The following is a 23,410-nucleotide window of genomic DNA, read 5'->3' on the forward strand; positions in this document are numbered from 1 at the left end:
ACCGCTGGCGATGTCCCAGCGGAGATGATCACCAAATTCCAGGTGCCAGGTCTGTCTGTGGTCGGCGATCGACCGCGACGGCCCTGCGTGGCCGGGTAGCACCACGGGACGTGCCGCCAGGCGGTACCGGTGCGCGACGCGTACACAGTTGTGCCGACTCGCCACACTGAGCGCACTCCAAGTGGTTCCCGAGATTGGAATCGGCATGCGCTTGTTCCTGCTGCAACTGCCCGCCCTGGTTGGGGTTCTCATCGGCGTCGTGGCCACGTACATCACAACGACAGCGCAGGAGCGGAGCCGTTGGCGCCGGCAGCAGGCGGTCCGCTGGGATGAGCGGCGGATCGCCGCCTACTCGGACTACGCACATGCCGTCAAGAAGGTCATCTCGATCGCGGTGCGTCTCGCCGCCAAGCGGGGCGTTTACGAGGACGACTTCTGGTTCGCCGGGGAAGTCGGTGAGGCAGATCTACTCGTCGCGGAGGAGGAACGGACGACTCGATGGGAGGCAGTGTTGATGCTGGGCGACGACGAGGTAGTTGCATCTGCCCGACAGTGGCATGACGCGACGTTCCGCCTCATGCGACTGGCCCTGGGCCAGTCCGGTGACCTGACCTGGAACGAGGCAGTACGGGCTACCGGTCAGGCGCGAGGCCGCTTTTACACTGCCGCTCGTCGAGACCTCGGTGTCAAGTTCGACGCGTCCTCCGCACCGTACGAGTGGCAGATGTCCAAGTGGCTGACCGAAACGCCCGAAGACAGGAACACGGCAGTCGCTGGCGATCGAGTCGCCTGAGCCGGCAGCAGTCAGTCCGTCGACAAGGGCCACTTCAGCGGCTGCCCAGAGGCATGCGGACAGGCCGCCGATCGCGCGGCACGGTTCGCAGCCGCCGTCCACGGGTGGCGGGCGCGCTCGTGCCGATGACCGGATGTTGATCGGGTGCCGTGACGCGGGTGCTTTTCCGGCGAACGCAGAACCTGTCCCAACCGCATGCGCGAGGTGACGTCCGGCCCAGATGCGTGCCCTGCCGATGGGCTGACCGGCGGGCGTGGTGCCGTCAGGCCAGTGCGGGAAGGATGACCCGTTCCAGCACCGTGAGCGGGGTCCGCCACTGGTCGGGGTCGTCGTAGTTGCCGGCGGTGATGGCCACGGTGAGGTCCAGGTCGGGCAGGACGAACAGGCGTTGGCCGCCGTTGCCCATGCCGGCCACCAGCCGATGGCCCTCGATGGATTCGATGTACCACTGGTAGCCGTACTGCGCGCCCCAGCTGGTCTGCAGGCGTGGTTGGAGCATCGTGTGGATCCAGCCGGCGGGGACGATCCGCTGACCGTCCCAGCTTCCCTCGGCCAGCACCAGCTCGCCGAGCCGGGCCAGGTCGCGGGGTGCGAGTCGCAGCCCGGACGCGGCGGAGGCCACTGCGTCCGCGCCGGTCATCCACTCGAAGCTGCCGATGCCCAGCGGCGCGAACAGCACGGCCTGCGCGTACTGCGGCAGCGACTGCCCGGTGCCGTCGGCGATCAGTCGACCGAGCAGAGCCGTGGCACCGCCGCAGTAGGTCCATCGGGTGCCGGGCGGCTCGACGATCGGCCGCTCCAGGATGTACCGGTACCGGTCCGGCGCCAGCTCCATCGCGATCTCGGCGTTGGCCGGGCTGTTGTACGGGAGATCTTCGCACCATTCCACGCCCAACGACATTGTCAGTGCGTGCTCGACGGTGAGCCGGGCACGCCGGGGGTCGGCCGCCAGGTCGGGGTACTGCGGGAACCGCTGCAGGAGCGGCTCCGCCGGCGGCGGGACCAGCCCTTCGCCGAGCGCGATGCCGTACAACAGGACGGTCACGCTCTTGGTGACGGATCGGATGTCGTGTAGGACCCCGGGCCCGAACTCGACGACGCCCAGCGGGTCGCCCCAGGCGAAGTCCTCACCGGCCCCGTAGTACTCCAGCACGGTGCGACCGCCGCGAACCGCCGCGACGGCGTGCAGACCGCCGACCTGGCCAGCTCGAAGTGTTTCGTCGAGACGGTCACGCGACTGCGTCGTCATGGGCACTCCGAGGGGGGCGATGCCGGCCAGCGGAACAGCATGCTCGTTATACCGGAGTTTCCGCTTCTGAGGCGACCCGGTTGGGAGGGCCAGGCCCGGCGCGCCGCAGATGTCCGCCGCGCGTCCGCATCTGCCGCCTGGGTGCGCTGTGCGGATCTGCCGGATCCGGCTCAATGAGCTTGCCGCGCGGCCCTACCGGCTCTCGGCGGCGCTGGTGACTCCGGCGGCGTGACGGAACGCGAGGAGTTCAGCCGCGTCGGGCAGTTTGATCGGTGGATCACTTGTTCGCATCGCCATCAAACCGGTCATCGTGCCGCGACGGATCGCAGCGTCGATTCTCCGGCGGGTGTTGGCCGGCAGGCGCTTCCAGGCCGCCGCAGCGGCGCAGAGAGGACACGGGGCACCGACGCGTGCGGCGAGAATCGTCGCACAGCGTTCGCCGCAGCCGGGGCAGAGGTAGTCGAGCACGCTGTCCAGTCTGGGTCCTGGCCTGTTTCTGCTCGACGGGTACCTTCGGTTCGGCCCGGAAGGCCGGGCGCGATCACGGAGGCCCGCGCCGTCGCCCCCGTATTCACGATGGCGCGGGCCCGCTCACCGGGTCAGCACGGGTGGATGTACCAGATCGGGTCCCAGTCGACGGAGACCGGGACGTTGTCCGGAGCAATCTCCTGTTGCGTCACGCTGCCGCTGTTGCGGAGGTACGCGACCGCGTCGTCCGTCTGGTGGTTGACGGCGGCCCCACGGCCCAGGAAGTTCGTGACGCTCCGAGAGTCGCAGTAGTAGAGCTCGAAGAAGGTGTGCTGACCGTCGCCCTCTCCCACGGCGTAGCAGGAGTAACCCGACTTGCAACTGCGCAGGTACAGGTTCCGGGACTCCGTGCTCAGGTTGCGGGTCACGTACTCCCGGGGTCCGCTGCCGTTCTTGCCGTCGGGCCAGAACGGGCTGAGCCCCGGTCTCACCTCCAGCGTGGTGTCGGCCCGCGCCGGGGACGCGGCGGTGGTGAGCAGCGCGGCGGCTGCGGCGGCGATCGCCAGGACCCGGAATCTCCGTAGCTGCAGCATGGGTTCCTCCCGTCTGTTGCGGACGCTCTGGAACGAGCATGCTTGCCGCGGCACGCGGCTGTCCTTACGGACGCGTGCACAGCTCTTGCGTCAGCGCGCACTCCCGGTACCGCCGGGGGAGACCCCCGGATCGTGTGCGGGATCGTTGGCCACGGGATCAGCTCAGGCAGCCGCGGGGAAAGAACCCCCAGGCGATCCCCCCGGCGAGGCGCTGTCCGTGCCACTTGGCCATGACGTACTGGCGGCTCTTCGTGACGTAGCGGACGTCGACCTGCTGCCCCGCCGGCACCGTGCCCAGCGGGTGGGTCGGCGCGGCGCTGCCGGAACCGTACGCGGCGGCGGCGCCGATGTTGCCGTAGACCGGGCAGGGCGTCGTGCTGCGGGTGACCTTGAGGCCGCCGCCCTTGTTCTCGCTCCAGACCCCGTACGGGCTGCACAGCGGGTCGGTGCCGGAGGCGGTGCAGAAGACCGCCTCCGAGTGCCACCACCGCAGGGAGTCCGGCGATCCGTCGGCCTTGCTGGAGCCCACGACGGAGGGGCCGTTGGCGCAGGAGTCGGTCATGAAGCCCGTCCGCTCGATGGCGAACTTGCTCGTGCCGTAGGCGTACGCGCAGCCGTCGAAGCTGCCCGCGGCGTGGCCCCACGGCCACCGGGTGATCCCCTCGGTGTTGCCCGCGGAGCCGTCGCCGGTGTCCCGGATGTCCATGTGGTCGAAGCTGGTCTTGACCGTGCCGTCGGCGAAGACGAAGTCACGGGCGAAGAGGTAGCCCACCATCGGCCCGTTGGCCTTGTAGCTGAGCAGCACCCAACCCGGACCCATGCCGGTCTGCGCGTGGCTGTCCTCCGCGGCGGTCTGCACCCGGTTGACACCGTAGCCCCACGCCTGCGCCGGCGTCGGCGCGAGCATCGCGGGGACCAGTGCCATCATCCCCGCGGTCGCTGCGGCGATCAGCGTCCGGCGCAGCCGTGCGGTCATCTGGTTCTTCTTCGTTGAGCGCATAGATAAAAAGAGATCACTCGATGCGTCGGCGCGCAACCGCAGGGGCTGCGACCCGGCCGGAGAGCCAGGCCGCCCATGCCGCTTGGAGCCGGGATCTTGTCATTCTGCGGACCTCAATTTAGGGTGCCCTTAGTTACCCCCTATAACCTGCGATGGAGGTGCAGTGGCGCGCGTAGGCGGACGTCCACCCCGGATCGGTGTCGACGACATCGTGCGGGTCGGTCGCGGTCTCGGTATGCAGGCCCTCAGCGTCAAGGCCGTCGCCGCCGAACTCGGGGTCAGCCCGACCGCGCTGTACCGCTACGTCGACGGGCGGTGGGCGCTCGAACGGCTGGTCGGGGAGAGCATCCTCACGGAGCTGACCCTGACCGACGACCCCACGCACGGCATCGAGCGGCACCTGCTCTCGTTCGCGCTGCAGCTGCGGGCCTTCACCCACGCCCACCCGGGCATGGCGGGCTACCTGCAGACGCTCTTCCCGCGCGGCGAGGCCGGGCGGCGGGTGCTCGCCGACGAGGTCGCCGCGCTCGTGCGGCGCGGCTACGCCACGGACGCGGCGATCGTCGTCTGCGGGGCGGTCGCCTCGATGACGATCGCGCTCGCGGCGTCCGAGGAGGTCAGCGCCGCGGCCGAGACCGAGGACGCCGACGGCCTCGACCGGGAGCGCCTGGCGGCGATCACCCACCTCGCCGTCGACGACCGCCTCGGGCCGGCGCACCTCGCGCTGCCCCAGTTCGGGCGACCCGAATACGTGCGGCTGCTGCTCACCGGCGCGATCCGTGGCCTGGTCCACGTCGCGCCACCGGGCCGGCCGGTCCATGAGATCGTCGCGGACCTCGCCGCGACCGGAGAGGAACTGTGATGGGCAGACGCGGATTCCAGGGCGCGGTCATGCGCAGCTTCGGCGCCCGCGACCATGAGGCGACCGTGGTCGGGCGGGAGCAACGCGCACCGAACTTCGTGCGTGTCCGGCTGACCTCACCGACGCTCTTCGACGAGGTGGAGGCCGCCCCGACAGCCTGGCTGCGGTTCTGGTTCCCCGACCCCGACGGTGGTGACACCGAGCACCAGCGCGCCTACACCATCGCGGAGGCGGATGCGTCGACCGGCGAGTTCGCCATCGACATGGTGCTGCACGAGCCGGCCGGCGCCGCGTCCACCTGGGCGCGGAACGCCCAGCCGGGGTGGACCGTCATGGCGACCTCGCTCGGCTCGTCCCGGTTCGAGGTGCCGGAGGAACCGCCTGCCGGCTACCTGTTGGTCGGCGACTCGGCGTCTATCCCGGCGATCAACGGCATTCTCGGTGCGGTTCCCGCGGACGTGCCGGTCGAGGTGTACCTCGAACAGCACGACGAGGCCGACCTGCTCATCCCGCTCGCCGCCCATCCACGGGCACGGGTCCACTGGGTGCCGCGTGCCGGAGGGGCCTCGCTGGCCGGGGCGGTCGAGACCCGCGACTGGTCGGACTGGTACGCCTGGCTCGGCACCGAACACGTCTCCCTCAAGCACCTGCGGGCCCGACTCAAGGACGAGTTCGGGTTCCCGAAGTCGGAGGTGTACGGCCAGTCGTACTGGATCCACGGTCGTTCCATGGGCAAGTGGCGCGCCAGCAAGGAGGAGCGGGCGGCGGTCCGGGCCGCGGAGGCGGCCACCGCGTCACCCCCCGCCGCGCCCGCAGACCAGGCGTCGTCGGAGATGCCGCCCGCGCCTGTCGTGGACGGGGCCGGCGCGACGACGGCCCGGACGACACCGACCAGGTCCGTGACCCCTGCCGAATCTGTGGCCCCGGCGGCATCCGTGAACTCGGGCGCGGAGGTGCGGGGTGCCTGGCGGGCGCAGGCCGCCGGACGGCTGCTGGCACCGCTCAAGCGCACCCTCATCCTGGCCGGGGTGTTGCAGGCGGTGGTGACGCTTGTGGAGTTCGCCCCGTTCGTGCTGCTGGTCGAGCTGGCGCGGCGGATGCTGGCCGGCGCCCCGGAGGAGGCGCTGTGGGCGGTCGGGCTGTGGGCGGTCGCCCTGCTCGGCGTGGCAACCCTGCTCAGCGGCGCGCTCACCCTGTGGCTGCACCTCGTCGACGCCCGCTTCGCGCGCGCCGTGCGGCAGCGGCTGCTCGGCAAACTGGCCCGGCTGCCGCTGGGCTGGTTCACCGTACGTGGCTCCGGTCACGTCAAGCAGGTGGTGCAGGACGACACCCTGGCCGTGCACTACCTGGTGACCCACGCCGTATCCGACGCCGTCGCGGCGATCGTGGCGCCGCTGGCCGTGCTCGGCTACCTCTTCGTGGTCGACTGGCGGATGGCGCTGCTGCTCTTCGTACCGGTGCTGGTCTACGTGTTCACCATGTACGCGATGATCATCCAGTCCGGACCCAGGATCAGCCAGTCCCAGCGTTGGGCGGAGCGGATGTCCGGCGAGGCCGGCGCCTACCTGGAGGGACAGCCCGTGATCCGGGTCTTCGGCGGAGCTGCCGCGTCGACGTTCCGTGTCCGGCTCGACGAGTACATCCAGTTCCTCAACGACTGGCAGCGACCGTTCACCAACAAGAAGACCCTGATGGACCTCGCCACCCGGCCGGGGACGTTCCTGATCGTCATCGCCACCGCCGGCACCGCCTTCGTCGCCGACGGCTCGATGCAGCCGGTGACGCTGCTGCCGTTCCTGCTGTTGGGAACCACGTTCGGCGCCCGGCTGCTCGGGATCGGCTACGGGCTGAGCGGGCTGCGTACCGGGCTGCTCGCCGCCCGCCGTGTGCAGAACACCCTCGACGGCCCCGAACTGCTGCCCGCGGCGGAGGACACCCACGCCAAACCGGGGGAGGCCGACGGCGCCCTCACCCGCCACAACGCCGGGACCGTCGTCTTCGACCGGGTCACGTTCTCCTACCGACCCGGGGTGCCGGTGATTTCCGACGTCTCGCTCACCCTCAGCCCCGGCACCGTCACCGCCCTCGTCGGCCCGTCCGGATCGGGCAAGTCGACACTGGCCGGGCTGCTCGCCCGCTTCCACGACGTCGACTCCGGCACGATCCGGGTCGGCGGTCGCGACGTGCGCGACCTCGGTGTCGACGCGCTGTACGAGCGGATCGGCTTCGTGTTCCAGCAGACGCAACTGGTGCACGGCACAGTGCACGACAACATCGCCCTCGCCGTGCCGGAAGCGACCCGGGATCAGGTCGTCGCCGCGGCCCGCGCGGCGCACGTCCACGACCGCGTCCAGCGCATGGCCGACGGGTACGACACCGTCCTCGGCCCCGACGCGGCACTGTCCGGCGGGGAACGCCAGCGCCTCACCATCGCCCGCGCGATCCTCGCCGACACCCCGGTGCTCGTCCTCGACGAGGCGACCGCCTATGCCGACCCCGAATCGGAGTACCTCGTGCAACAGGCCCTCAACCGGCTCACCGCCGACCGCACCGTGCTCGTCATCGCCCACCGGCTGCACACCGTCACCGGCGTCGACCGGATCGTGGTGCTCGACGAGGGACGGATCGTCGAGACCGGAACCCACGACGAACTCCTCGCAGCCGGTGGCCGGTACCGGCGGCTCTGGGACGCCGGACAGGGGCGCCGTGCCGACGCCGCCGCGACCGACCCGGACGGGCAGCCGCTTCCGGCCGGTCAGTCGTTCGTGACCGAGGGGGCGGCCCGATGATCCGTACCCTGGTGCGTCTGCTGCCCCCCGACCAGCGCGGCCGGGCTGCCGGCCACACCGCCCTGACCGTCGTCGGCGTCATCCTGCGCGGGGTCGGCGCGGTGCTGCTGGTGCCGCTCGTCGCCGCTCTGTTCGGCCCCGACCCCGAACGGGCGTGGCCGTGGGTGGGCGCCCTGGCCGCGGTCACCGTCGCGGGATGGATCGTCGACGCGAGTGTCGCCCGGATCGGTTTCGACCTCGGGTACGGGCTGCTCGACAACGCCCAGCACACGATCGCCGACCGGCTGACCCGGATCCGGCTGACCTGGTTCACCGCCGACAACACCGCCACCGCCAGGCAGGCGATCGCGGCGACCGGCCCGGACCTGTTCGGCATCGTCGTCTACCTGGTCACCCCGCTGATCGGCGCGATCACCCTGCCCGTCATCGTCGGGCTGGCGCTGCTCGCCGTCTCCGTGCCGCTCGGGCTCGCCGCGCTGGCCGGGGTGCCGGTGCTGCTCGGCGCGTTCTGGGCGGCCGGGCGGATCACCCGGGCCGCGGACCGCACCGCGGATCAGCACAACACCGTGCTGACCGAGCGGATCGTCGAGTTCGCCCGCAACCAGCAGGCCCTGCGGGCGGCCCGGCGCGCCGAGCCGGCCCGCAGCGTCGTCGGCGCCACGCTGGCGTCCCAGCACGGTGCGGCCGTGCGGGTGCTGCTCATGCAGATCCCGGGGCAGTTGCTGTTCAGCCTCGCCAGTCAGATCGCCCTGGTGCTGCTGGCCGGCACCACGACGGTGCTCGCGGTGCGGGGCGACCTCGGCATCCCGGAGGCGATCGCGCTGATCGTCGTCATCGCACGTTACCTGGAGCCGTTCGTCGCGCTCGGTGAGCTCACGCCCGGCCTGGAAACCGCCACGACGACCCTGCGGCGGATGCACGCCGTCCTGAACGCACCGGTGAAGACCGAGGGCACGGCGGACGGGTCCGTGCCGACCGGGGCGCCCCGGATCCGGCTGGACAGAGTGGGATTCCGCTACGACCCGGACGGTCCGCCCGTCCTCGAGGGCCTGGACCTGACCTTCGAACCGGGCAGCACCACCGCGATCGTCGGCCCCTCCGGCTCGGGCAAGAGCACCGTCCTGGCGCTGCTCGCAGGGCTGCACACACCGTCGACCGGTGCCATCCGCATCGGCGACACCGACGTCGCCACCCTGGACCCCGACGCCAGGCGTTCGCTGGTCAGCGTGGTCTTCCAACACCCGTACCTGTTCGGGGGCACGGTCCGGGACAACGTCCTCGCCGGCGACACCACGGCCGGCGCCGACCGGGTCGCCCGGGCCGCCGCGCTGGCCCGCGTCGACGAGTTGACCGCCCGCCTGCCCGACGGAGAGGAGACCGTCGTCGGCGAGGCCGGCACCGCCCTGTCCGGCGGCGAACGGCAACGCGTGAGCATCGCGCGGGCACTACTCAAGCCCGCGCCGGTGCTCCTGCTGGACGAGGCCACCAGCGCTCTGGACACCGAGAACGAGATCGCGGTCGTCCGGGCGCTCACCGACGACCCGGTGCCGCGTACCCGGGTCATCGTCACCCACCGGCCCGGCAGCATCCGTCACGCCGACCGGGTCGTCCTGATCGAGGAGGGGCGCGTCGTCGAGGACGGGCCCGTCGACGAGCTGCTCGCTGCGGGAGGCCGGTTCGCCCGGTTCTGGCAGCAGCAGGAGTCGGCGGCCGGGTGGCGCATCGCGGCGGGCCGCACCGCCGGCTGAGGGCTGCAGGCGCGTCATCAGCGTGCCGGTCGCCGGCGCGGGGTGCCCGCACTCCCTGCGCGCCGGACGGCCGGTCGCGCAGGGAGGGCCCGCCTCCGGCGCTTTGTCAGGGGAACGGGTGCGGGTGCGGGTTGACCTCCGACGGGTGCAGCGGGGTGTCCCGGTAACCGAGCCGCACCGGAATCTCCCGGAACCGGGCGAGGTCCACCCGACGGTTGCGGTGCCCGAACACCATGGGCAACGTCCCCGGGATGATCACCCGGACGCAGGCCAGGTCGACCTCGGCCTGTTCCCGGGAGGTCTGGTCCACGACGATGACGTCCGAACCGCCGTCGACGTAGCGGCTGACGGTCTGCAGCAGGTCGTCACGCAGGTCCGCCGCGGGCTGGTGGCGTTTCTGGTACGGGAACGCCTCCGCCATGGACAGCACCTCCGTCCGCTGGAACAGGAAGCCGAAGCGGTCCCAGGCCTGCGGTGCGGCCGCCAGGGCACCGTGGTCGTCCATCTCGCGTACCTCGTCGGGATCGGCGACCAGTTGCGCGGTCCGTTCCGGGTCCCGTAGCAGTTGCTGTTGGTAGCGGGCAACGGTGGCCAGTTCCACGAGGGCCGAGTGCAGGGCCCGTTCGGGATCCAGGTGCGCGCCGCCACCGCAGAACGCCTTCGGCCGGTCCGGTCGTCCCGACTCGTCGACAAGCATCAGCCAGATCGACGGCACCCCCTCGGGCATCGTCGTGTCGAAGACGTACAGCCGGCATCCGGTTTCCCGTTCCAGCCACCGCACCAGCAGCCGGGTCTGCGGGTCGTCGGAGGTGTGCGGGTCGATCCGCGGCACCGGCAGTTGGGCGAACCAGGTGGCCAGGAACCCGTCGCGCTCGGCGACCTCGAAGATGCCGTACAGGGCGGCCTCCTCCAGGCTCGACCCGAGCGCACAGCCGTTGGAACTCTCCTGCCCGAACCCTTGGGTGTGGCCGCCGTAGTAGACGAACGTCTCCGGCACCAGGACCGGCCCACCACGGCGGAACGAGTAGCCGTATACCCAGTCGATCGGCAGGTCGGGGTGGTACGCGACGGCATCCTTGCCGTAGGGCTCGGCCGGAAGCCCCAGTTCGGTCGGCTCCACCGCCCGCTCCGGTCCCAGTTCGCGGTAGGAGGCCCGAACCGTGGTGCGCCGCGCCCGGCGGCTACCGCCGAGCCGTTCCAACGCCTCGGCGATGGCGACCGCCACGCTGGACGGGTAGGTGAACGTACGGCCGTAGCCGGCGAGCTCCGTGCAGCAGACCGGTCCGCCCAACGCCGCGGTCAGGATCATCGGATGCTGGTGTGCGACGTTGAGCACCGAGAACAGCCCGAGTTTGGGGTCTACGAACACGTCGACCAAGTGCTCGTGCTCGGCGGCGAGGTCGCGGAGGCGGTAGCTCTCGGGGCGCGCTTTGGGGCGGGGCAGCAGCGGGAGCGAGCCCGCGTCCGGTCCGTCGTCGGGAAGCCCTCCGCACGTCGGGCACTCCGGGTCGGCGATGAACCGGTGCCGGGTGACCTCCAGGGTGACGGTGTCGACGTCCAGCACCGCCTGGGCGAGGGTTTCCCCGTCGGCCCGGGCGACGTGGTCGGCGACCAGCCCGGCCACGACCGTGACGACCGGCCCGACGAGGACCGCGGCCGGCACCGCCACCGTGCCCGCCGACACGGCCCTCCCCAGGGCCGAGGACGCCCGGGACTGTTCCGCGCCCAGGGCGTGCTCCTCGCGGAACACCACGCACTGGTGACAACCCGGCTGCCCGGCTGTCGTCCACGGCCCGATCCGCACCCCTCGCGGGGTCGGATGTACGGGCAGGAAGTCGACGCCCGCCTGGTGGGCGGCCCGGGCGGCGTCGAGTACCGCGGCCGGGTCACGGCTGTCGAAGCACGCCACCACCAGCTCCGCCCCGGACGTCCGTCCGGCCCGGCCGGCGGTCAGCGACCGTCGTACCGCCGCGGCCAACCTGCCGTCACCGTCGACCCGGGCCTGCGTGTTCGCTCCGTCGGCAGCACCGTTCGTCATCGCGCACCTCCGGTCGGCACGACCGTCGCCTCTACCAGAAAGGGAAGTACCGCCCGGCTACCGGGAACGTCGTCGACCGGGCGGACCAGCAGCCGCCGGCCGGCGGCGGCGAGTTCCGTCAGCAACGGTTCCAGTCGGGATTCCCAGCCGTCCACGCCGATGCCCGGACCGACTCCGGCACCGGCCCACGCCTCAGTGGCGGAGTCCGTGCCGGCGTCGGCACGCGTGTCGCCCCGGTCGGTGAGCACCGCCACCGCTGCCTGGACGCCGTGCTCCAGCGCGGTGGCCACGTCCAGGTCACAGCAGTGGGCCAGCCACCGCGTGCCGGTGCCGACGAACACCGTCGGCGTGGGTGCCGAGTCCCGCCAGGCGTACAGCGGGTGGCCGAGCACCGCCGCGTCCCCGGCCAGCACGGTCGAGGGTTCCGGCCAGTCCGCGGGATCGATCCAGGCACCGTCCGGTATGTCCGCCGCCGGGTCGGCCGGCGACCCGGGACCCCCGGCCGGTGGTGCGACCGCCTCGGCCCGGCGTAGGTGCAGTACCGCCCGCCCCAGGGCTTCCGACCAGCTGAAACCCGCGGTGACGGTCACCGCGTCCGGTGTCGCCAGCACCTCCTCGGAGCTGACCGGGTCCCACCACCGCTCCGGCTCGCCAGTCCGGCCGGCCGTGATTGCCGGGCGCCCGCGCCGGGCCAGTCGGGCGCCGACGTACTCGAACGCTGCCGTGCCGACCCGGTTCAGCGCCTGCTCACGGGTGCCGCCGACCGCCCGTACGGTCCCCACACCACCGTCCGGATCGACCACGACCGCCTCGACGCAGCTCACCAGGAGCTGCGAGTGCGCCCCCGTGCCGACGCTACGGATCAACCCGAGCCGCGGGTCGACCACCGAGACGATCCGGCTGACGAAGGTCGGTAGGTCCACCGGGGTACGACCCGCCATCTCCGCCACCTGGTCGGCCAGCCTGAACTCCGGAGCCGGCCGGGGGCCGCAGTCGACACAACCCGGGTAGCCGACGGCCAGGTGCCCGCCGATCGTTCCCGACGAGAGGTCCACGAAGCTCATCCGCGCCGTCATCGCGGATTCCGCGCCGACCGCGTACCGGAAGTAGGCGAACGCGAGCACCGCCCCGGTCACGGCACCCATCGGGGCCGAGATGAGAGGCTCGGCCTGGCCGACCGAATCCGTCGTTGCGGGGCATGGTGCCGTCCCGAGCCCGTTCCTGTCCGACGCGCTGCGCGCGACGCAGGCCAGGCACGCACCGGCCTGGCCGTGTCCCGACGGCCCCACCCATGCCTCCCCGTCGAGAGGGAAGGCGTGCAGGACTCGGGCGCCCGTCGACCGGGCCACCCGATCGATCCGCAGTGCCCGGTCCAGCACGGTGTGATCAGCGCAGTGCAGCACGGCGTCGTAGCCGGCCAGCGTCTGGGCGAGTCCCGTCTCGTCGTCCAGTTTCCCGGCCGCCGTCCCGATCGTCAGCCGCAGCTCCGGGTCACCGGTCCGGAAGTCGTCGAGCACCCGCCGCAACCGCGGGCCGACCTCGGAGTCCTCCCCGGTCGCCAGGACGGAGATCGACCCGAGGCCCAACTCGAACAGGGTCTGCACCAGCGACGCCAACACCTCGCCCGCGCCGATGAGGAGCACCCTGCTGTTGCGGAACTGTTCGAAGCGGTGCAGGGGGGCGTCGGCGACGTGCTCGGCGAAGAGGATCTGCTGGTGGTACCGCTCCAGTTCCCAGTCCCGCAGCCCGTGCGGTGGTTCCCGGTCGAGGTCCCGGGCGACACCGCGCTCGACCAGCAGGTCGACCACCTCGGTGACCAGCCGCCGCTGCTCCGCGGGAAGCCCACCGGTCAACGCGTCGACGGTGCGCCGACCGTCCAGGTGCGGCGCGATCCGCCGGATCAGTGCGTGGGCCGCCGGCCCGGTGAGCCGGGCGTTGCCCCGCCCGGTCTCCAGATACACGCCGTCCTCGTCCGGGACGTACATCAGGTCGTTACGCAACTTCGGTCTCATGCCGGATCTTCCCCCTCCCGCTCCGACTCCGGACGACTGCCCGGGTCGACACCCTCTTCTGCTGGTTGGCCGAACAGCCCCATCCGGACGAGCACCGACCGGCCCGGGTCCTGGAATGCCTGCCGTCCGTGCAGGTAGCGACTGTTGTCCACGACCAGCACGTCGCCGGCCTGCCAGGGCACCGCGAAGGTGCGGTCGGAGGCCGCGGTGGCGACCTCGACGATCAGCTCCTCCGGCACCCGGTCACCCGTGCCGGTACGCACGCTGAGCCGCTGCTCCTGGTACTCGTCCTCGCCCGGCCGGCTGATCAACAGCGAGTTGCAGAAGGCGGGCTCGCCACCGAAATAGGTCGGTGGGGTGCACCGGGTGCGGAACCACGTGGTGAGCGCCCCCGCCGCGGTGAACCGCGCCCCGATCCCCTCCCACGGCCGCAGGTACGGCTCCCACTGCCGGATCGCGGCAACCACCTCGTCCCGGTCGGTGGTGCCGAACATCCGATGCCAGCGCTCGGGCTCCAGGGTGCTCTCCCAGACCAGGTGCATGTCCTCGAACTCGGCGCGGACCGGCCGGGGCAGCGCGGCGAGCAACTCCACCCCGTCGCAGAGGGTGGTCGCCCCGCCGTCGTCGGCGGGACGTACGCACATGAACGTCAGCACGTCCGGTGAGCCGGGCGCGTAGGACGCCTCCCGGTGCAGTGGCATGCCGGCCAGGCCGCGGGTCACCGTGGTGGTGGTCGCGTCGGCACTGACCACGTCCCGCTCGTCGTGCAGGCCGTTGGCGTACGGCACCGCTGTCATCAGGGCGTCCCCGATCGCGGCGAACTCCGCCGCGCTCCGCTGCGGGTCACGCAGCAGCAGCGCACCACGCTCGGCGAGAACCGTATGGATCGTTGCGGGCGAAGGATCGCCCGTCAGCATCGGGATGGACGGTTCAGGCATGGGACACTCCTCCGGTCAGCCGTGCGGTCAGCAGACCAGCCTGGGCTCTCGGTCTGGCGAGCAGGATCTGCATCAGCGGGGCCTGTGTGGCGGACAGGCCGAGTTGCTCGGCGACGACGGCGGGGTCGTACCCGAGCAACGGGCGTGCCCCGGCCGTCACCGCGGTCGCGGCCAGGCAGGCCAGGTGCACACGGACACCGGTGAGCAGGTACAACCGGTGGTACGCGGCGGGGTCGAGGTCCTCGACGGGGCCGAACCCGTCGGCCACCGCGAACAGCGCCGCCCCGGCCGAGGCCATCGACGGGTTCAGCCGGCTCACCTCGGCCACCCGCGGTCCGGTTCCGGGCACCGGCCAGAGCGCGTGCCGGTCCGGGTCGTACCGGTAGCTGCCGGGTGTCAGGCCCTCGACCTGGGCGACCTGGCACCACCAGGACGGGCGCAGCGGATGCTCGGCGATCTCGCGCAGCGGGCCGGGCCGCGTCGTACCACCCGTCGGGCTGGCTGAGCCCGGGACGGTCACCGCCGCCAGGACGCCGGCCAGCTGGGAGAGTTCGAGGCCGGGAGCCAGGTTGAAGGACGAGGCCCTCCGCACGGCGGCACCGGCCAGGTCCAGATCCGGCACTGGCGGCAGTGGCACCGGCGTGGCAGGGCCCCGGTCGTACCGATCCGTCGGGCGGCACGCCGATGCCGGTGCTGGGGCCGGTTCGCCCGCCGGGTGGCGGCCTGGTGCCGGACGGACCCTGGCACCGGCACGGATCTGCCGGTGCAGGGCCGCTACGGCCGGGTCGGACTGCCCCAGTTCGAGCCGGTCGAGTTCCAGACCGCGGGCGGACGCCGCGGGTGTGCCCGGTGCTGGCGGCCCGCCGGCTGTTCCGGTCGACTCAGGCCCGGGAAACGTCACCTCGGCGGCCGCGTAGACACTCTCCACCGTGCCGTCCAGACCGAGCAACGCCTCGGCCGCCGGAACGTCGATGTCGAGGTGCACCGCGGTCACGGCGGGGGAGACGAGCAGTTGGCCGAGCAGCACCCCGGAGTCGAGCATGGCGAGCCGGTAACCGAAGGCGCGGTACTTGCCGGCGTTCTTCCACGGTCGCCAGGCGGCCAGCAGCAGGTGCCGGGTCACCGGCGGCCCGCCGAGCACGGGGGCCAGCTCGGCGGTGTGGTCGCCGGCCCGCACCAGTTCCAACCAGTGGTGTGTCGGGTCGAAGTGATAGAGCCCGGCCGGAATCTCCGGCGACCCACCCCAGGCCAGATAGAGCTCGCCCGGATGGTAGTTGCCCCCGGAGGGCACCGTCCGGTGGGTGGAGGCTATCCCGGGCAGGTGACGTAGGGGGTCGTCCGCCCGGGGGAGCGTGCCGGCGGTCAGCACGGCCGTGGACCAGCTGGTCAACTCCTCGAACCGCCGGATCCCGTACCCGAGCAGCAGCGCGCTGAGCCGCTCGGTGGTGCTGTCGCCCAACGCCGGTCGGCCCGGCCCTGGCCAGGGCAGGACCACCCGCTGGGCGTCGGGATAGCGTTTGACCGCCGGGCGGCCGTGGTCCCGCGCGGGTGGTCTTCCCGGTTCCGCCTCGATGGCGGCGAGGTACCGGCGTACCGCAGCGGAACTGGATCCGGCGTCCCGGGGCCCGGCGAGGGCTTCCGTCATGTCAGCTACCCGCGCTTTCGTAACGTCGCAGTCCGGCTTTGAAGATCTGCCGCGCGATGATCAGACAGAGCACGGCGACCACCGGGGTGAGCAACCCGACCGTGGCGGACACCCCCTTGCCCAGCAGCGCGGCGGCGGGAAAATACCCGACGAAGGTGACCGGCAGCAGGGTGAGGAGAACCCGCAGTCCGACCCCGTAGACGGTGATCGGGTAGCGGGCCAGGTCGCCCAGCACGTGCACTCCCGCCGCCAGTGAACTGGACGGGCTGAGCAGCCAGAACGCCACCGAATTCGTGGCGAGGTTGATGGCCACCTTCGTCGCCAGGGCACTGACCAGCAGCACCACGGCCCAACCGATCGTGACGGGCTGCCAGTCCACGTCGACCTGCCCGACCGCGCCGACCAGCAGCACCCCGCCGAGCAGCACGTTGCCCAGCCCGTTGACGCCGAGCGCGGAACCCGTCACCTGCAACGTCACCGGGTACGGCCGGACCAGCAGGTAGTCGAGGTCGCCCCCATTGATCATTCCGGCGAGCTGCCACGTGCCCTCGAAGAAGAGCGACCCCACGCCCTCGGCGAGCAGCACCATCGCGTAGACGCACACGACCTCCCAGCGGGTCCAGCCGGCCAGCTCCGGCACCTGGGCGAAGACCGCGCCGACGAAGACCAGCCCGGCGCCCTGGCCGAGCACCGTGGCGCCGATGGTGAGCAATGCGTCGTACCGGTACTCCAGCACCGCCCGCAGGTGGGCACCGAGCAGCCGCAGGTAGACCCGGATCATCATCAGTAGGACCATCGTCAGCCGCCGTGCACGGTGAGTTTGCGTACCGAGAGCGGCCACAGCAGTCGGGCGGCGCCCCACAGCAGGACGATCCAGATCAGTTGGGTGCCGATCAGTGACCATGCCTCGGCGCCCTGGGCCTTACCGAGGAAGATCAGAGCGGGGGTCGACACCACACTCGGGAACGGCGAGTACCAGCACAGCGTCTGCAACCACTCGGGGTACAGCGCGATCGGCGCCACCGATCCGGAGCCGATGTTGGTGATCGCCATCCGCGCCATGCTCAGTCCCTGGAAGTTCTGGGTCCAGAAACAGGCCAGCCCGACCGTGTAGACCAGGGCGAACTTCAGCGGCACGACCGCCAACAGACTGAGCAACCAGAGCACCGCCTGCGTTCCCTCGGGCAGCGCGACCCCGCCGAAGACGAGCACCAGGACCCCGATCATCACCGCGCTGGTGAGCAGTTCGGCGAGCAGGTAGCCGATGGCCTCGGCGAACCGCGCCAGTTGGTAGTCGACCGGCCGGACCAGGTCCAGGGCGACGGTTCCGCTGAGCACCCGCCCGGCGAGCGCGACGTCGGTGAATCCCCCGAGCAGGGTGCCGGTGAGCAGGGCGACGAGCAGGTAACCCCGCATCTGGTCCCAGGTCAGTCCGCCGATCAGGTCCTCGCCGCTCCCGGCGTACACCGCCCGCCACACCGCCAGCAGGCCCACCGTCTGCACCACCCCGCCGGTGAGCACCAGCAGCAGGAACTCGCCACGGTAGGCGAGCAGGCTCGACCAGGCCGTCCGGGCGAGGCTGACGTACGGCCTCACGTCACGACGTCCCGGAACGGCTCGTTCAGCTCACCGGCGTACGCGCGGCGAACCACGTCCTCGATCGACGTCTCGTCGATTCGCAGGTCCACCACCGGCATCCGGGCGGCGACCGCCGAGACGATCTCGCCGGCTCCGTAGCTGGCGCTGTCGAACGCGACCGAGATCTGGTGGGGTGCCCCGTCGACGACCAGCATCACGGCGGGTAGGCGGTTCTGTAACCGGGTGACCCAACCCGGGTCGAGGACCACCGTGCCCGCCCACTCGGGGTCGAGGGTGAAGTGGACGATCCGTTGCCGGGTCACCAGCTCCTTCACCCGGTCGATCGGCCCGTCGAAGACGATCCGGCCCCGGTCGATGATGACGACCCGCCGGCACACCTCCTCGATGTCTCCGATGTCGTGGGTGGTCAGCAGGAGGGTCGCGCCGTCGTCGCAGATCTTGCGCAGGAACCGGCGCACCGCGTCCCGGGCGTTGATGTCCAGCCCGATGGTGGGTTCGTCGAGGAAGACCACCGGTGGCGCGTGCAGCAGCGCGGCGGCCAGGTCGGCGCGCATTCGCTGGCCGAGGGAGAGCTTGCGGGCCACCACGGGCATGAGTTCGCCCAGGCCGAGCAGGTCGTCGAACTCGGCGAGGCGTTCCTTGTACCTGCGTGTCGGGATCCGGTAGAGGTCACGCAGCAGGGCCAGCGAGTCGCGGACCTGCAGGTCCCACCAGAGGTGGCTGCGTTGGCCGAAGAGCACCCCGACGTTGCGGGCGTTGGCGTGGCGGTCCCGGTACGGTTTCAGACCGCACACCCGGACCTCGCCGGCGGTGGGCTGGAGGATCCCGATCAGCAACTTGACCGTGGTCGACTTGCCCGCCCCGTTGGGTCCGAGGTACGCGACGGCCTCGCCCGCCTCGACCGAGAGGTCGACGCCGCTCACCGCGGTGTGCTCCAGATGCCGGGGCCGCACCAGATGGCGCAGCGAGCCCGCGAACCCGGGCTGTTTGTCAGGCATCCGGAACGTCTTGGTGAGACCACGGGCCTCGATGACGGGCATCGCCTACCGCCGTCGCTGGTGGGTCACCGGGGCCCCGACTCAGCGTCACGAAAACCCAGGCGGAGCACGAACGGCAGCCCTTCGATCGACTCGACCACGGTGTCGAACCTGGTGCTCAGGGCGCGGACCAGGTAGTCGATGGTGCTGTCGCTCGGGTTGATCCGGGCCGAGAGTTCCTCCATGGTGCTGACCAGGTAGACCGTGCCCGCGCTCACGCAGCCCGAGGAGACGAACTGGCACAGTTCGGACCAGGGCAGGTAACGCCAGAAGTCGACGCTGACCACCGCGTCCAACTCGCCGGGGGCCGCTGGCGGGGTCGTTCCCAGCAGGTGCCGGTTGGTGTCGGTGCGGGGAGCCCCGTAGTCGAACGTCAGCGCCCCCTCGCCGAGCGCGACGTCGGCGCTCCCGGTGCCGACCCAGAGCACCTTCGTGCCGGGCAGGCTGGGAGCGAGCCGCTCGTGGACCGGGCCGACCCGACAGGCCGAGCGGGCCACGCAGTCTGCCAGCACCCGCCGGTACTCGAGGATGCGCTCCACCACGACGAAGCCGTTCCACCAGCCGACGAACTCCCAGTCGACGTGCGGATGCGTGCTCAGGATGAGCGCCATGTTCTCGGTGAGGTCGGCGACGTTCGCCCCCTCGTTGCGGTAGTGCGGCAGGTGGTAAACGGCGGCCTGGTCGTCGTAGGCGAAGTTGATCCGGTCGGTGCCGAGGTGCTGGTCGATCCGGTAGAACAGCTCCAGGTCCTCCACCCCCCAGCGGCGACCGAACCGCTGGTCGAAGCCTCCGACGGCGAGCACCAACGAACGGTGCACCGACACGTTGTGGGTGTAGGCGAACATCCAACCGATCTGCAACCACTCACCCGGTTCCGGGCTGCTCTTCCAGAACCTGATGTCCCCACCGCCGACGACGTGCCGAGCTGTCGGGACGGTGCCGGCGCCGGCCACCACCGCTTCGACATCCTCCAGGTTGAGTTCGTCACGCCGGCCGATCAGGACGGGGGCGGAGTCCGGGACGGCGTGATGGGAGGCGTGCCGCTCCAGCAGTTGCGGCTCCGCGTAGGAATCCGCGTCGAGGAACACCACGACGTCCGCGGTGGCATGCTGGACGCCGGTGTTGCGGGCCACCGACCGGCCACCCTGCTCGGGCAGCTCGATCAGCCGCAGGTTGAGGTCCTTGGCTGCGATGGCGACGCCCGAGTAGTCGACGTCGTCGGTGCCGTCGCGGACGACGATCACCTCGAAACGATGCGCCGGGAGGGTCTGTCGGCCAAGTGCCCGCAGCGTGAGTTCGAGACAGTGCGAGTCACCCCGGGTCGGAATGACGACGCTCAGCTCCGGTACGGAGTCCGACTGTGGGGCCGGTACGGCAGTCATGGGATCACCTTGTGTCTCTGTGGGATGTCGTCGCCGCAGCGTGCCCGACGCGACGGCAGCGTGGTGCCATGCGGCGGGCCTGACGCATGCCGGAAGGCCCGCCACCCGGGCCGGAACGCCCACCTCGGTAGCCGACGTGGGCGTTCCGGCCCGAGCCAGTCATTCCGTGGCAGTCCCGATGACCGCCGGTGAAGGGGTCGAACGTTCCAGTTGACGCAGCGCCACGTCGAGGGCCGACTACAGGCACACCGGCTACAGCAAGCACACCAACCCACCCGGCGCCGCCCCGCCACCGAGCGCGCCGGCGCGAACGAAGCTCACACCGGCGCACCCGACTCGGGCCGCCATGCGCACGCGGCCCAGAGCCACCGTCAGTGGCAGCCGGCGCAGCACCAGGAGATAGGCCGGCTGCAGCCGCAGCCGATGCACCCACCACAGGTGCGGCCGGCGTTGGCGCCCTCGGCGAGGGTGATGCTGCCCGCCGGCGCGATCCCGTACAGATCCTCACCCTGAACGCCACCCTGCCACGACACCGAATCAGCGTCGATATCGGCCAGGTCGAGCGCGAACTCGCTCATGAGAGCATCCATCATAAATCCTTTCTGAACCAGGGGTAGAGAACCAGTCATCAGGTTCCTGTTCGCCAGGGTAGGGCACAAAGCGCAATCGGAATTATCACGGATCGATCAACCTGCACTCTTTGAGCTCGCCGTAAACGCTTCGCCGACCATGCGTCACCAGCTTGCTTATTCGGGGTTACCGACGCCGTGCATATTGGTCCCGCGCAATCTGCGAGGACGGGTGTCCTCGCCGGCTGCCATCTATCGCGTTGCCCCACCGGCGCGCCTACCCGCTGGGCGCGCCGGCGCAAACGAAGCTCACGTCGGCGCGCCCGATTCGGGCCGGATCGAGCATGCGGCCCGAATCGCCGTCAGTGACAGTTCACGCAGCACCAGGAAATGGGCCGGCCGCCGCAGGCATTGCACCCGCCACCACAGGTGCGGCCGGCGTCGGCACCCTCGGACAGGGTGACGCTGCCTGCCGGGGCAATCCCGTACAGACCCTCACCCTGAACGCCACCCTGCCACGACACCGAACCAGCATCGATGTCGGCCAGGTCGAGCGCGAACTCGCTCATGGAAGCATCCATCATGGATCCTTTCTCGACTAGGACGTACGGAGAACCAGTCATCAGGCCCCTGTTCGCCAGGGTAGGACACGAAGGGCGACCGGAATTATCACGGATCGGTAAACCTGCATTCTTCGACGCGCTGTAGCCAATCCGTTCACGGTGTGTTGTTGCCCCCTGTCCTCGCGATTCTTGAGGTGGTCCCATTGGCCGGACCGTTATCCGTCGCGCCGCCCCACCAGTCGGTCGGATCGACTACCGTGGCGCACCACAGGAATGACGGGAAAGCGAGCCGCCGGAAGAGTCATATTTCGCACTACACCAATAATTGACGGTGACTCTGGGCCGGTGCGAACTTCTGTACCCGCATGCGCCTGGGACAGGAGTCAGGGGTGTTTCCCGACCGGACGATCCACGGGACGAAACCCACCAGAAGGGCCCGCCGCAACCGAGGCGGCAACCGCCCGGGCAGCGACATGGCCGGTCCGCCACCGGCAGCCAGAGCGACATCCCTACGACAGGAGAAGGCAGTGACCGACCACGGGACGCCGGACGGATCGGCGCCGGCAGTACGCGAGCGCGACTACCTCATCAACGTCTACCAGCCCAAGAAGTATGACGACGGTTCTATGTCAATCGTCAGTGCCGACGGCTGTTGGGTGACCACCGCCGGCGGTCACCGAATGCTCGACCTGCATGGACAGCACATGTGTCTGGGCGTGGGGCACCGGCATCCCCGGCTCGTGGCGGCCCTGCACCAGGCGGTCGACGGCCTCGACTACGCGGCGGACTTCGTCGCCCACGAGGGCAAGACCCGGGCGGCGAAGCTGCTCATCGAGCAGACCATGACCACCGACTGGGCGGGCGGCGTCCGGTTCGTCTCCTCGGGCTCCGAGGGCACGGAGATGGCCATGCTGATCGCACGGCTCTACACGAACCGCCCGATCATCGTGACCAGGGACCTCGGATTCCACGGCTGGACCGCCGCTGCCTCCGCCGCCACCGGGGTGGCCTCCCGCCGCAACGTCTTCACCACCGAAAGTGGTGAGGTCCGCCCCGTGCCGAGCCCGCACGCGCCCTACCCCGCCGCGCCGGCGCCGCTGTGCGGTTCCTGCCCCCTGAACCAGTCCTACCCGAACTGCAAGGACGCGGACGGCACCCTGGCCTGCGTGACGGCCACCGAGCGGGTCTTCCGGTCGGTGGGTGTCGAACAGATCGCCGGGTTCATCACCGAGATCTGGCACGGCGCCGGGGCGTTCCTGCCCCCGGACGAGTACGTTCCGCAGATCCGTGAGCTGACCAGCCGGCTGGGCATCCTGTGGATCGACGACGAGTCGATCGGCGGCCCGGCTCGCACCGGCCACTGGTGGGCGTTCCAGCACTACGGTGTGAACCCCGACATCGTGACCATGGCCAAGGGGCTGACCAGCGCCGCGGTGCCCGCCGGAGCCTGCGTGGTGAGCCGCGAGATCAGCGACTTCATGGACAGCGGCTGGTGGGCACACGGCAGCACGTTCTCCGGGCATCCACTGGCCTGCGCCGCCATCGTGGCCAACCTGGAGATCATCCTCGACGAGAACCTGGTCGAACGAGCCGGCGAACTCGGGCGTTTCGTCGAGCCCCGCCTGCAGTCGATGGTCGAACGACACCCGTCCGTGTCGGGGTTCACCGGACGCGGACTGTTGTGGGGCATCGAGCTGGTCAAGGACCCCGCGACGGGGGAGCGGTGGGTGCCCGCCGACCGTCGACACAACCAGGCGGTGGACGGTCCCATCGAGTTCAGCCCGGGCGGATTCGTCGCGCACGAGTGCGCCATGCGCGGCGTACTCCTGTTCAACTACTCGCCGAACACCGTCACCATCGCACCACCGCTGCTGATCACCGAGGAGGAGTTGGAGATCGGCCTCACCGCGATAGACGAGGCGCTCGACCAACTGGACAAGCAGATGCCGTAGACCGACCCGGGGGAGGTGCCGGCTCAGCGGATGAGGGGTGCGGCGGTAGGTCCCTGCGTCGCCGGGCGACCGGCATCCGGGCCGACACCCGGCGGCGGCCCGCCCCTCCCGCTGGCCGCTGCCGGGTACGTCCGACGAGCTGCCATCGGCCCATCCCCGCCCACCATCTTCAC

19 protein-coding genes are annotated in these 23,410 nt (G+C 70.8%); 5 read left to right on the forward strand and 14 right to left on the reverse strand.

Annotated elements, in window-relative coordinates; translation table 11 throughout:
• Positions 1–205 precede the first annotated feature (205 nt).
• On the forward strand, positions 206–793 hold the full coding sequence (locus tag ABZ809_RS09510) for a hypothetical protein (protein WP_357562003.1): 588 nt from the start codon (positions 206–208) through the stop codon (positions 791–793).
• Between the two features lie 262 nt (positions 794–1,055).
• Here ABZ809_RS09510 and ABZ809_RS09515 read toward each other — a convergent pair whose 3' ends face one another.
• From ABZ809_RS09515 to ABZ809_RS09530, 4 genes are all read right to left on the reverse strand, one after another.
• Positions 1,056–2,042, reverse strand: coding sequence for a serine hydrolase (locus ABZ809_RS09515; RefSeq protein WP_357562004.1), 987 nt, complete (start codon positions 2,040–2,042; stop codon positions 1,056–1,058).
• A gap of 192 nt (positions 2,043–2,234) precedes the next feature.
• Positions 2,235–2,510, reverse strand: a complete 276-nt coding sequence (locus ABZ809_RS09520; protein ID WP_357562005.1) for a hypothetical protein — start codon at positions 2,508–2,510, stop codon at positions 2,235–2,237.
• Between the two features lie 131 nt (positions 2,511–2,641).
• On the reverse strand, positions 2,642–3,103 hold the full coding sequence (locus ABZ809_RS09525) for a hypothetical protein (RefSeq protein ID WP_357562006.1): 462 nt from the start codon (positions 3,101–3,103) through the stop codon (positions 2,642–2,644).
• Positions 3,104–3,260: 157 nt separating this feature from the next.
• Positions 3,261–4,079 (reverse strand): hypothetical protein, encoded by an 819-nt coding sequence (locus ABZ809_RS09530; RefSeq protein WP_357562007.1) that lies wholly within the window; start codon positions 4,077–4,079, stop codon positions 3,261–3,263.
• Between the two features lie 187 nt (positions 4,080–4,266).
• Here ABZ809_RS09530 and ABZ809_RS09535 point away from each other — a divergent pair, with 187 nt between their 5' ends.
• From ABZ809_RS09535 to ABZ809_RS09545, 3 genes are read left to right on the forward strand one after another with little or no spacing between them, the layout of a single operon-like run.
• A complete protein-coding gene (locus ABZ809_RS09535) occupies positions 4,267–4,965 on the forward strand; it encodes a hypothetical protein (RefSeq protein ID WP_357562008.1) in 699 nt (232 codons plus the stop codon).
• A complete protein-coding gene (locus ABZ809_RS09540) occupies positions 4,965–7,754 on the forward strand; it encodes an ABC transporter ATP-binding protein/permease (RefSeq protein ID WP_357562009.1) in 2,790 nt (929 codons plus the stop codon). The genes ABZ809_RS09535 and ABZ809_RS09540 overlap by 1 nt, the downstream gene beginning before the upstream one ends.
• Complete coding sequence (locus ABZ809_RS09545; protein ID WP_357562010.1) at positions 7,751–9,502, forward strand: ABC transporter ATP-binding protein; 1,752 nt, start codon at positions 7,751–7,753, stop codon at positions 9,500–9,502. Before ABZ809_RS09540 ends, ABZ809_RS09545 begins: the two co-directional genes overlap by 4 nt.
• A 106-nt stretch (positions 9,503–9,608) precedes the next feature.
• Here the strand turns inward: ABZ809_RS09545 and ABZ809_RS09550 are convergent, their stop codons facing one another.
• The 10 genes from ABZ809_RS09550 to ABZ809_RS09595 all read right to left on the reverse strand — a co-directional run bounded on the left by ABZ809_RS09550 (position 9,609) and on the right by ABZ809_RS09595 (position 21,291).
• Positions 9,609–11,540, reverse strand: coding sequence for a TOMM precursor leader peptide-binding protein (locus ABZ809_RS09550; protein WP_357562011.1), 1,932 nt, complete (start codon positions 11,538–11,540; stop codon positions 9,609–9,611).
• On the reverse strand, positions 11,537–13,552 hold the full coding sequence (locus ABZ809_RS09555; protein WP_357562012.1) for a TOMM precursor leader peptide-binding protein: 2,016 nt from the start codon (positions 13,550–13,552) through the stop codon (positions 11,537–11,539). The genes ABZ809_RS09550 and ABZ809_RS09555 overlap by 4 nt, the downstream gene beginning before the upstream one ends.
• Positions 13,549–14,490: a TauD/TfdA family dioxygenase gene (locus ABZ809_RS09560; RefSeq protein ID WP_357562013.1), complete on the reverse strand. Its 942-nt coding sequence runs from the start codon at positions 14,488–14,490 to the stop codon at positions 13,549–13,551. The genes ABZ809_RS09555 and ABZ809_RS09560 overlap by 4 nt, the downstream gene beginning before the upstream one ends.
• Positions 14,483–16,135 (reverse strand): hypothetical protein, encoded by a 1,653-nt coding sequence (locus tag ABZ809_RS09565; RefSeq protein ID WP_357562014.1) that lies wholly within the window; start codon positions 16,133–16,135, stop codon positions 14,483–14,485. The genes ABZ809_RS09560 and ABZ809_RS09565 overlap by 8 nt, the downstream gene beginning before the upstream one ends.
• Position 16,136: 1 nt before the next feature.
• On the reverse strand, positions 16,137–16,931 hold the full coding sequence (locus tag ABZ809_RS09570; protein WP_357562015.1) for an ABC-2 family transporter protein: 795 nt from the start codon (positions 16,929–16,931) through the stop codon (positions 16,137–16,139).
• Positions 16,932–16,933: 2 nt separating this feature from the next.
• Complete coding sequence (locus ABZ809_RS09575) at positions 16,934–17,731, reverse strand: ABC-2 family transporter protein (RefSeq protein ID WP_357562016.1); 798 nt, start codon at positions 17,729–17,731, stop codon at positions 16,934–16,936.
• Entirely contained in the window at positions 17,728–18,732 is a 1,005-nt protein-coding gene (locus tag ABZ809_RS09580) for an ATP-binding cassette domain-containing protein (RefSeq protein ID WP_357562017.1), read from the reverse strand. Before ABZ809_RS09580 ends, ABZ809_RS09575 begins: the two co-directional genes overlap by 4 nt.
• 65 nt (positions 18,733–18,797) lie before the next feature.
• Positions 18,798–20,153, reverse strand: coding sequence for a glycosyltransferase family 2 protein (locus ABZ809_RS09585; RefSeq protein WP_357562018.1), 1,356 nt, complete (start codon positions 20,151–20,153; stop codon positions 18,798–18,800).
• Between the two features lie 371 nt (positions 20,154–20,524).
• Positions 20,525–20,731: a hypothetical protein gene (locus ABZ809_RS09590; protein ID WP_357562019.1), complete on the reverse strand. Its 207-nt coding sequence runs from the start codon at positions 20,729–20,731 to the stop codon at positions 20,525–20,527.
• A 353-nt stretch (positions 20,732–21,084) separates the two neighbouring features.
• On the reverse strand, positions 21,085–21,291 hold the full coding sequence (locus tag ABZ809_RS09595) for a hypothetical protein (protein WP_357562020.1): 207 nt from the start codon (positions 21,289–21,291) through the stop codon (positions 21,085–21,087).
• A 521-nt stretch (positions 21,292–21,812) separates the two neighbouring features.
• Here ABZ809_RS09595 and ABZ809_RS09600 point away from each other — a divergent pair.
• The gene (locus tag ABZ809_RS09600) at positions 21,813–23,237 is read left to right on the forward strand and encodes an aspartate aminotransferase family protein (protein ID WP_357562021.1); all 1,425 of its coding nucleotides are present in this window, start codon (positions 21,813–21,815) and stop codon (positions 23,235–23,237) included.
• Positions 23,238–23,410: the final 173 nt, after the last annotated feature.

The sequence above is a fragment of the Micromonospora sp. NPDC047074 genome (assembly GCF_040643815.1).
GTDB lineage: Bacteria > Actinomycetota > Actinomycetes > Mycobacteriales > Micromonosporaceae > Micromonospora.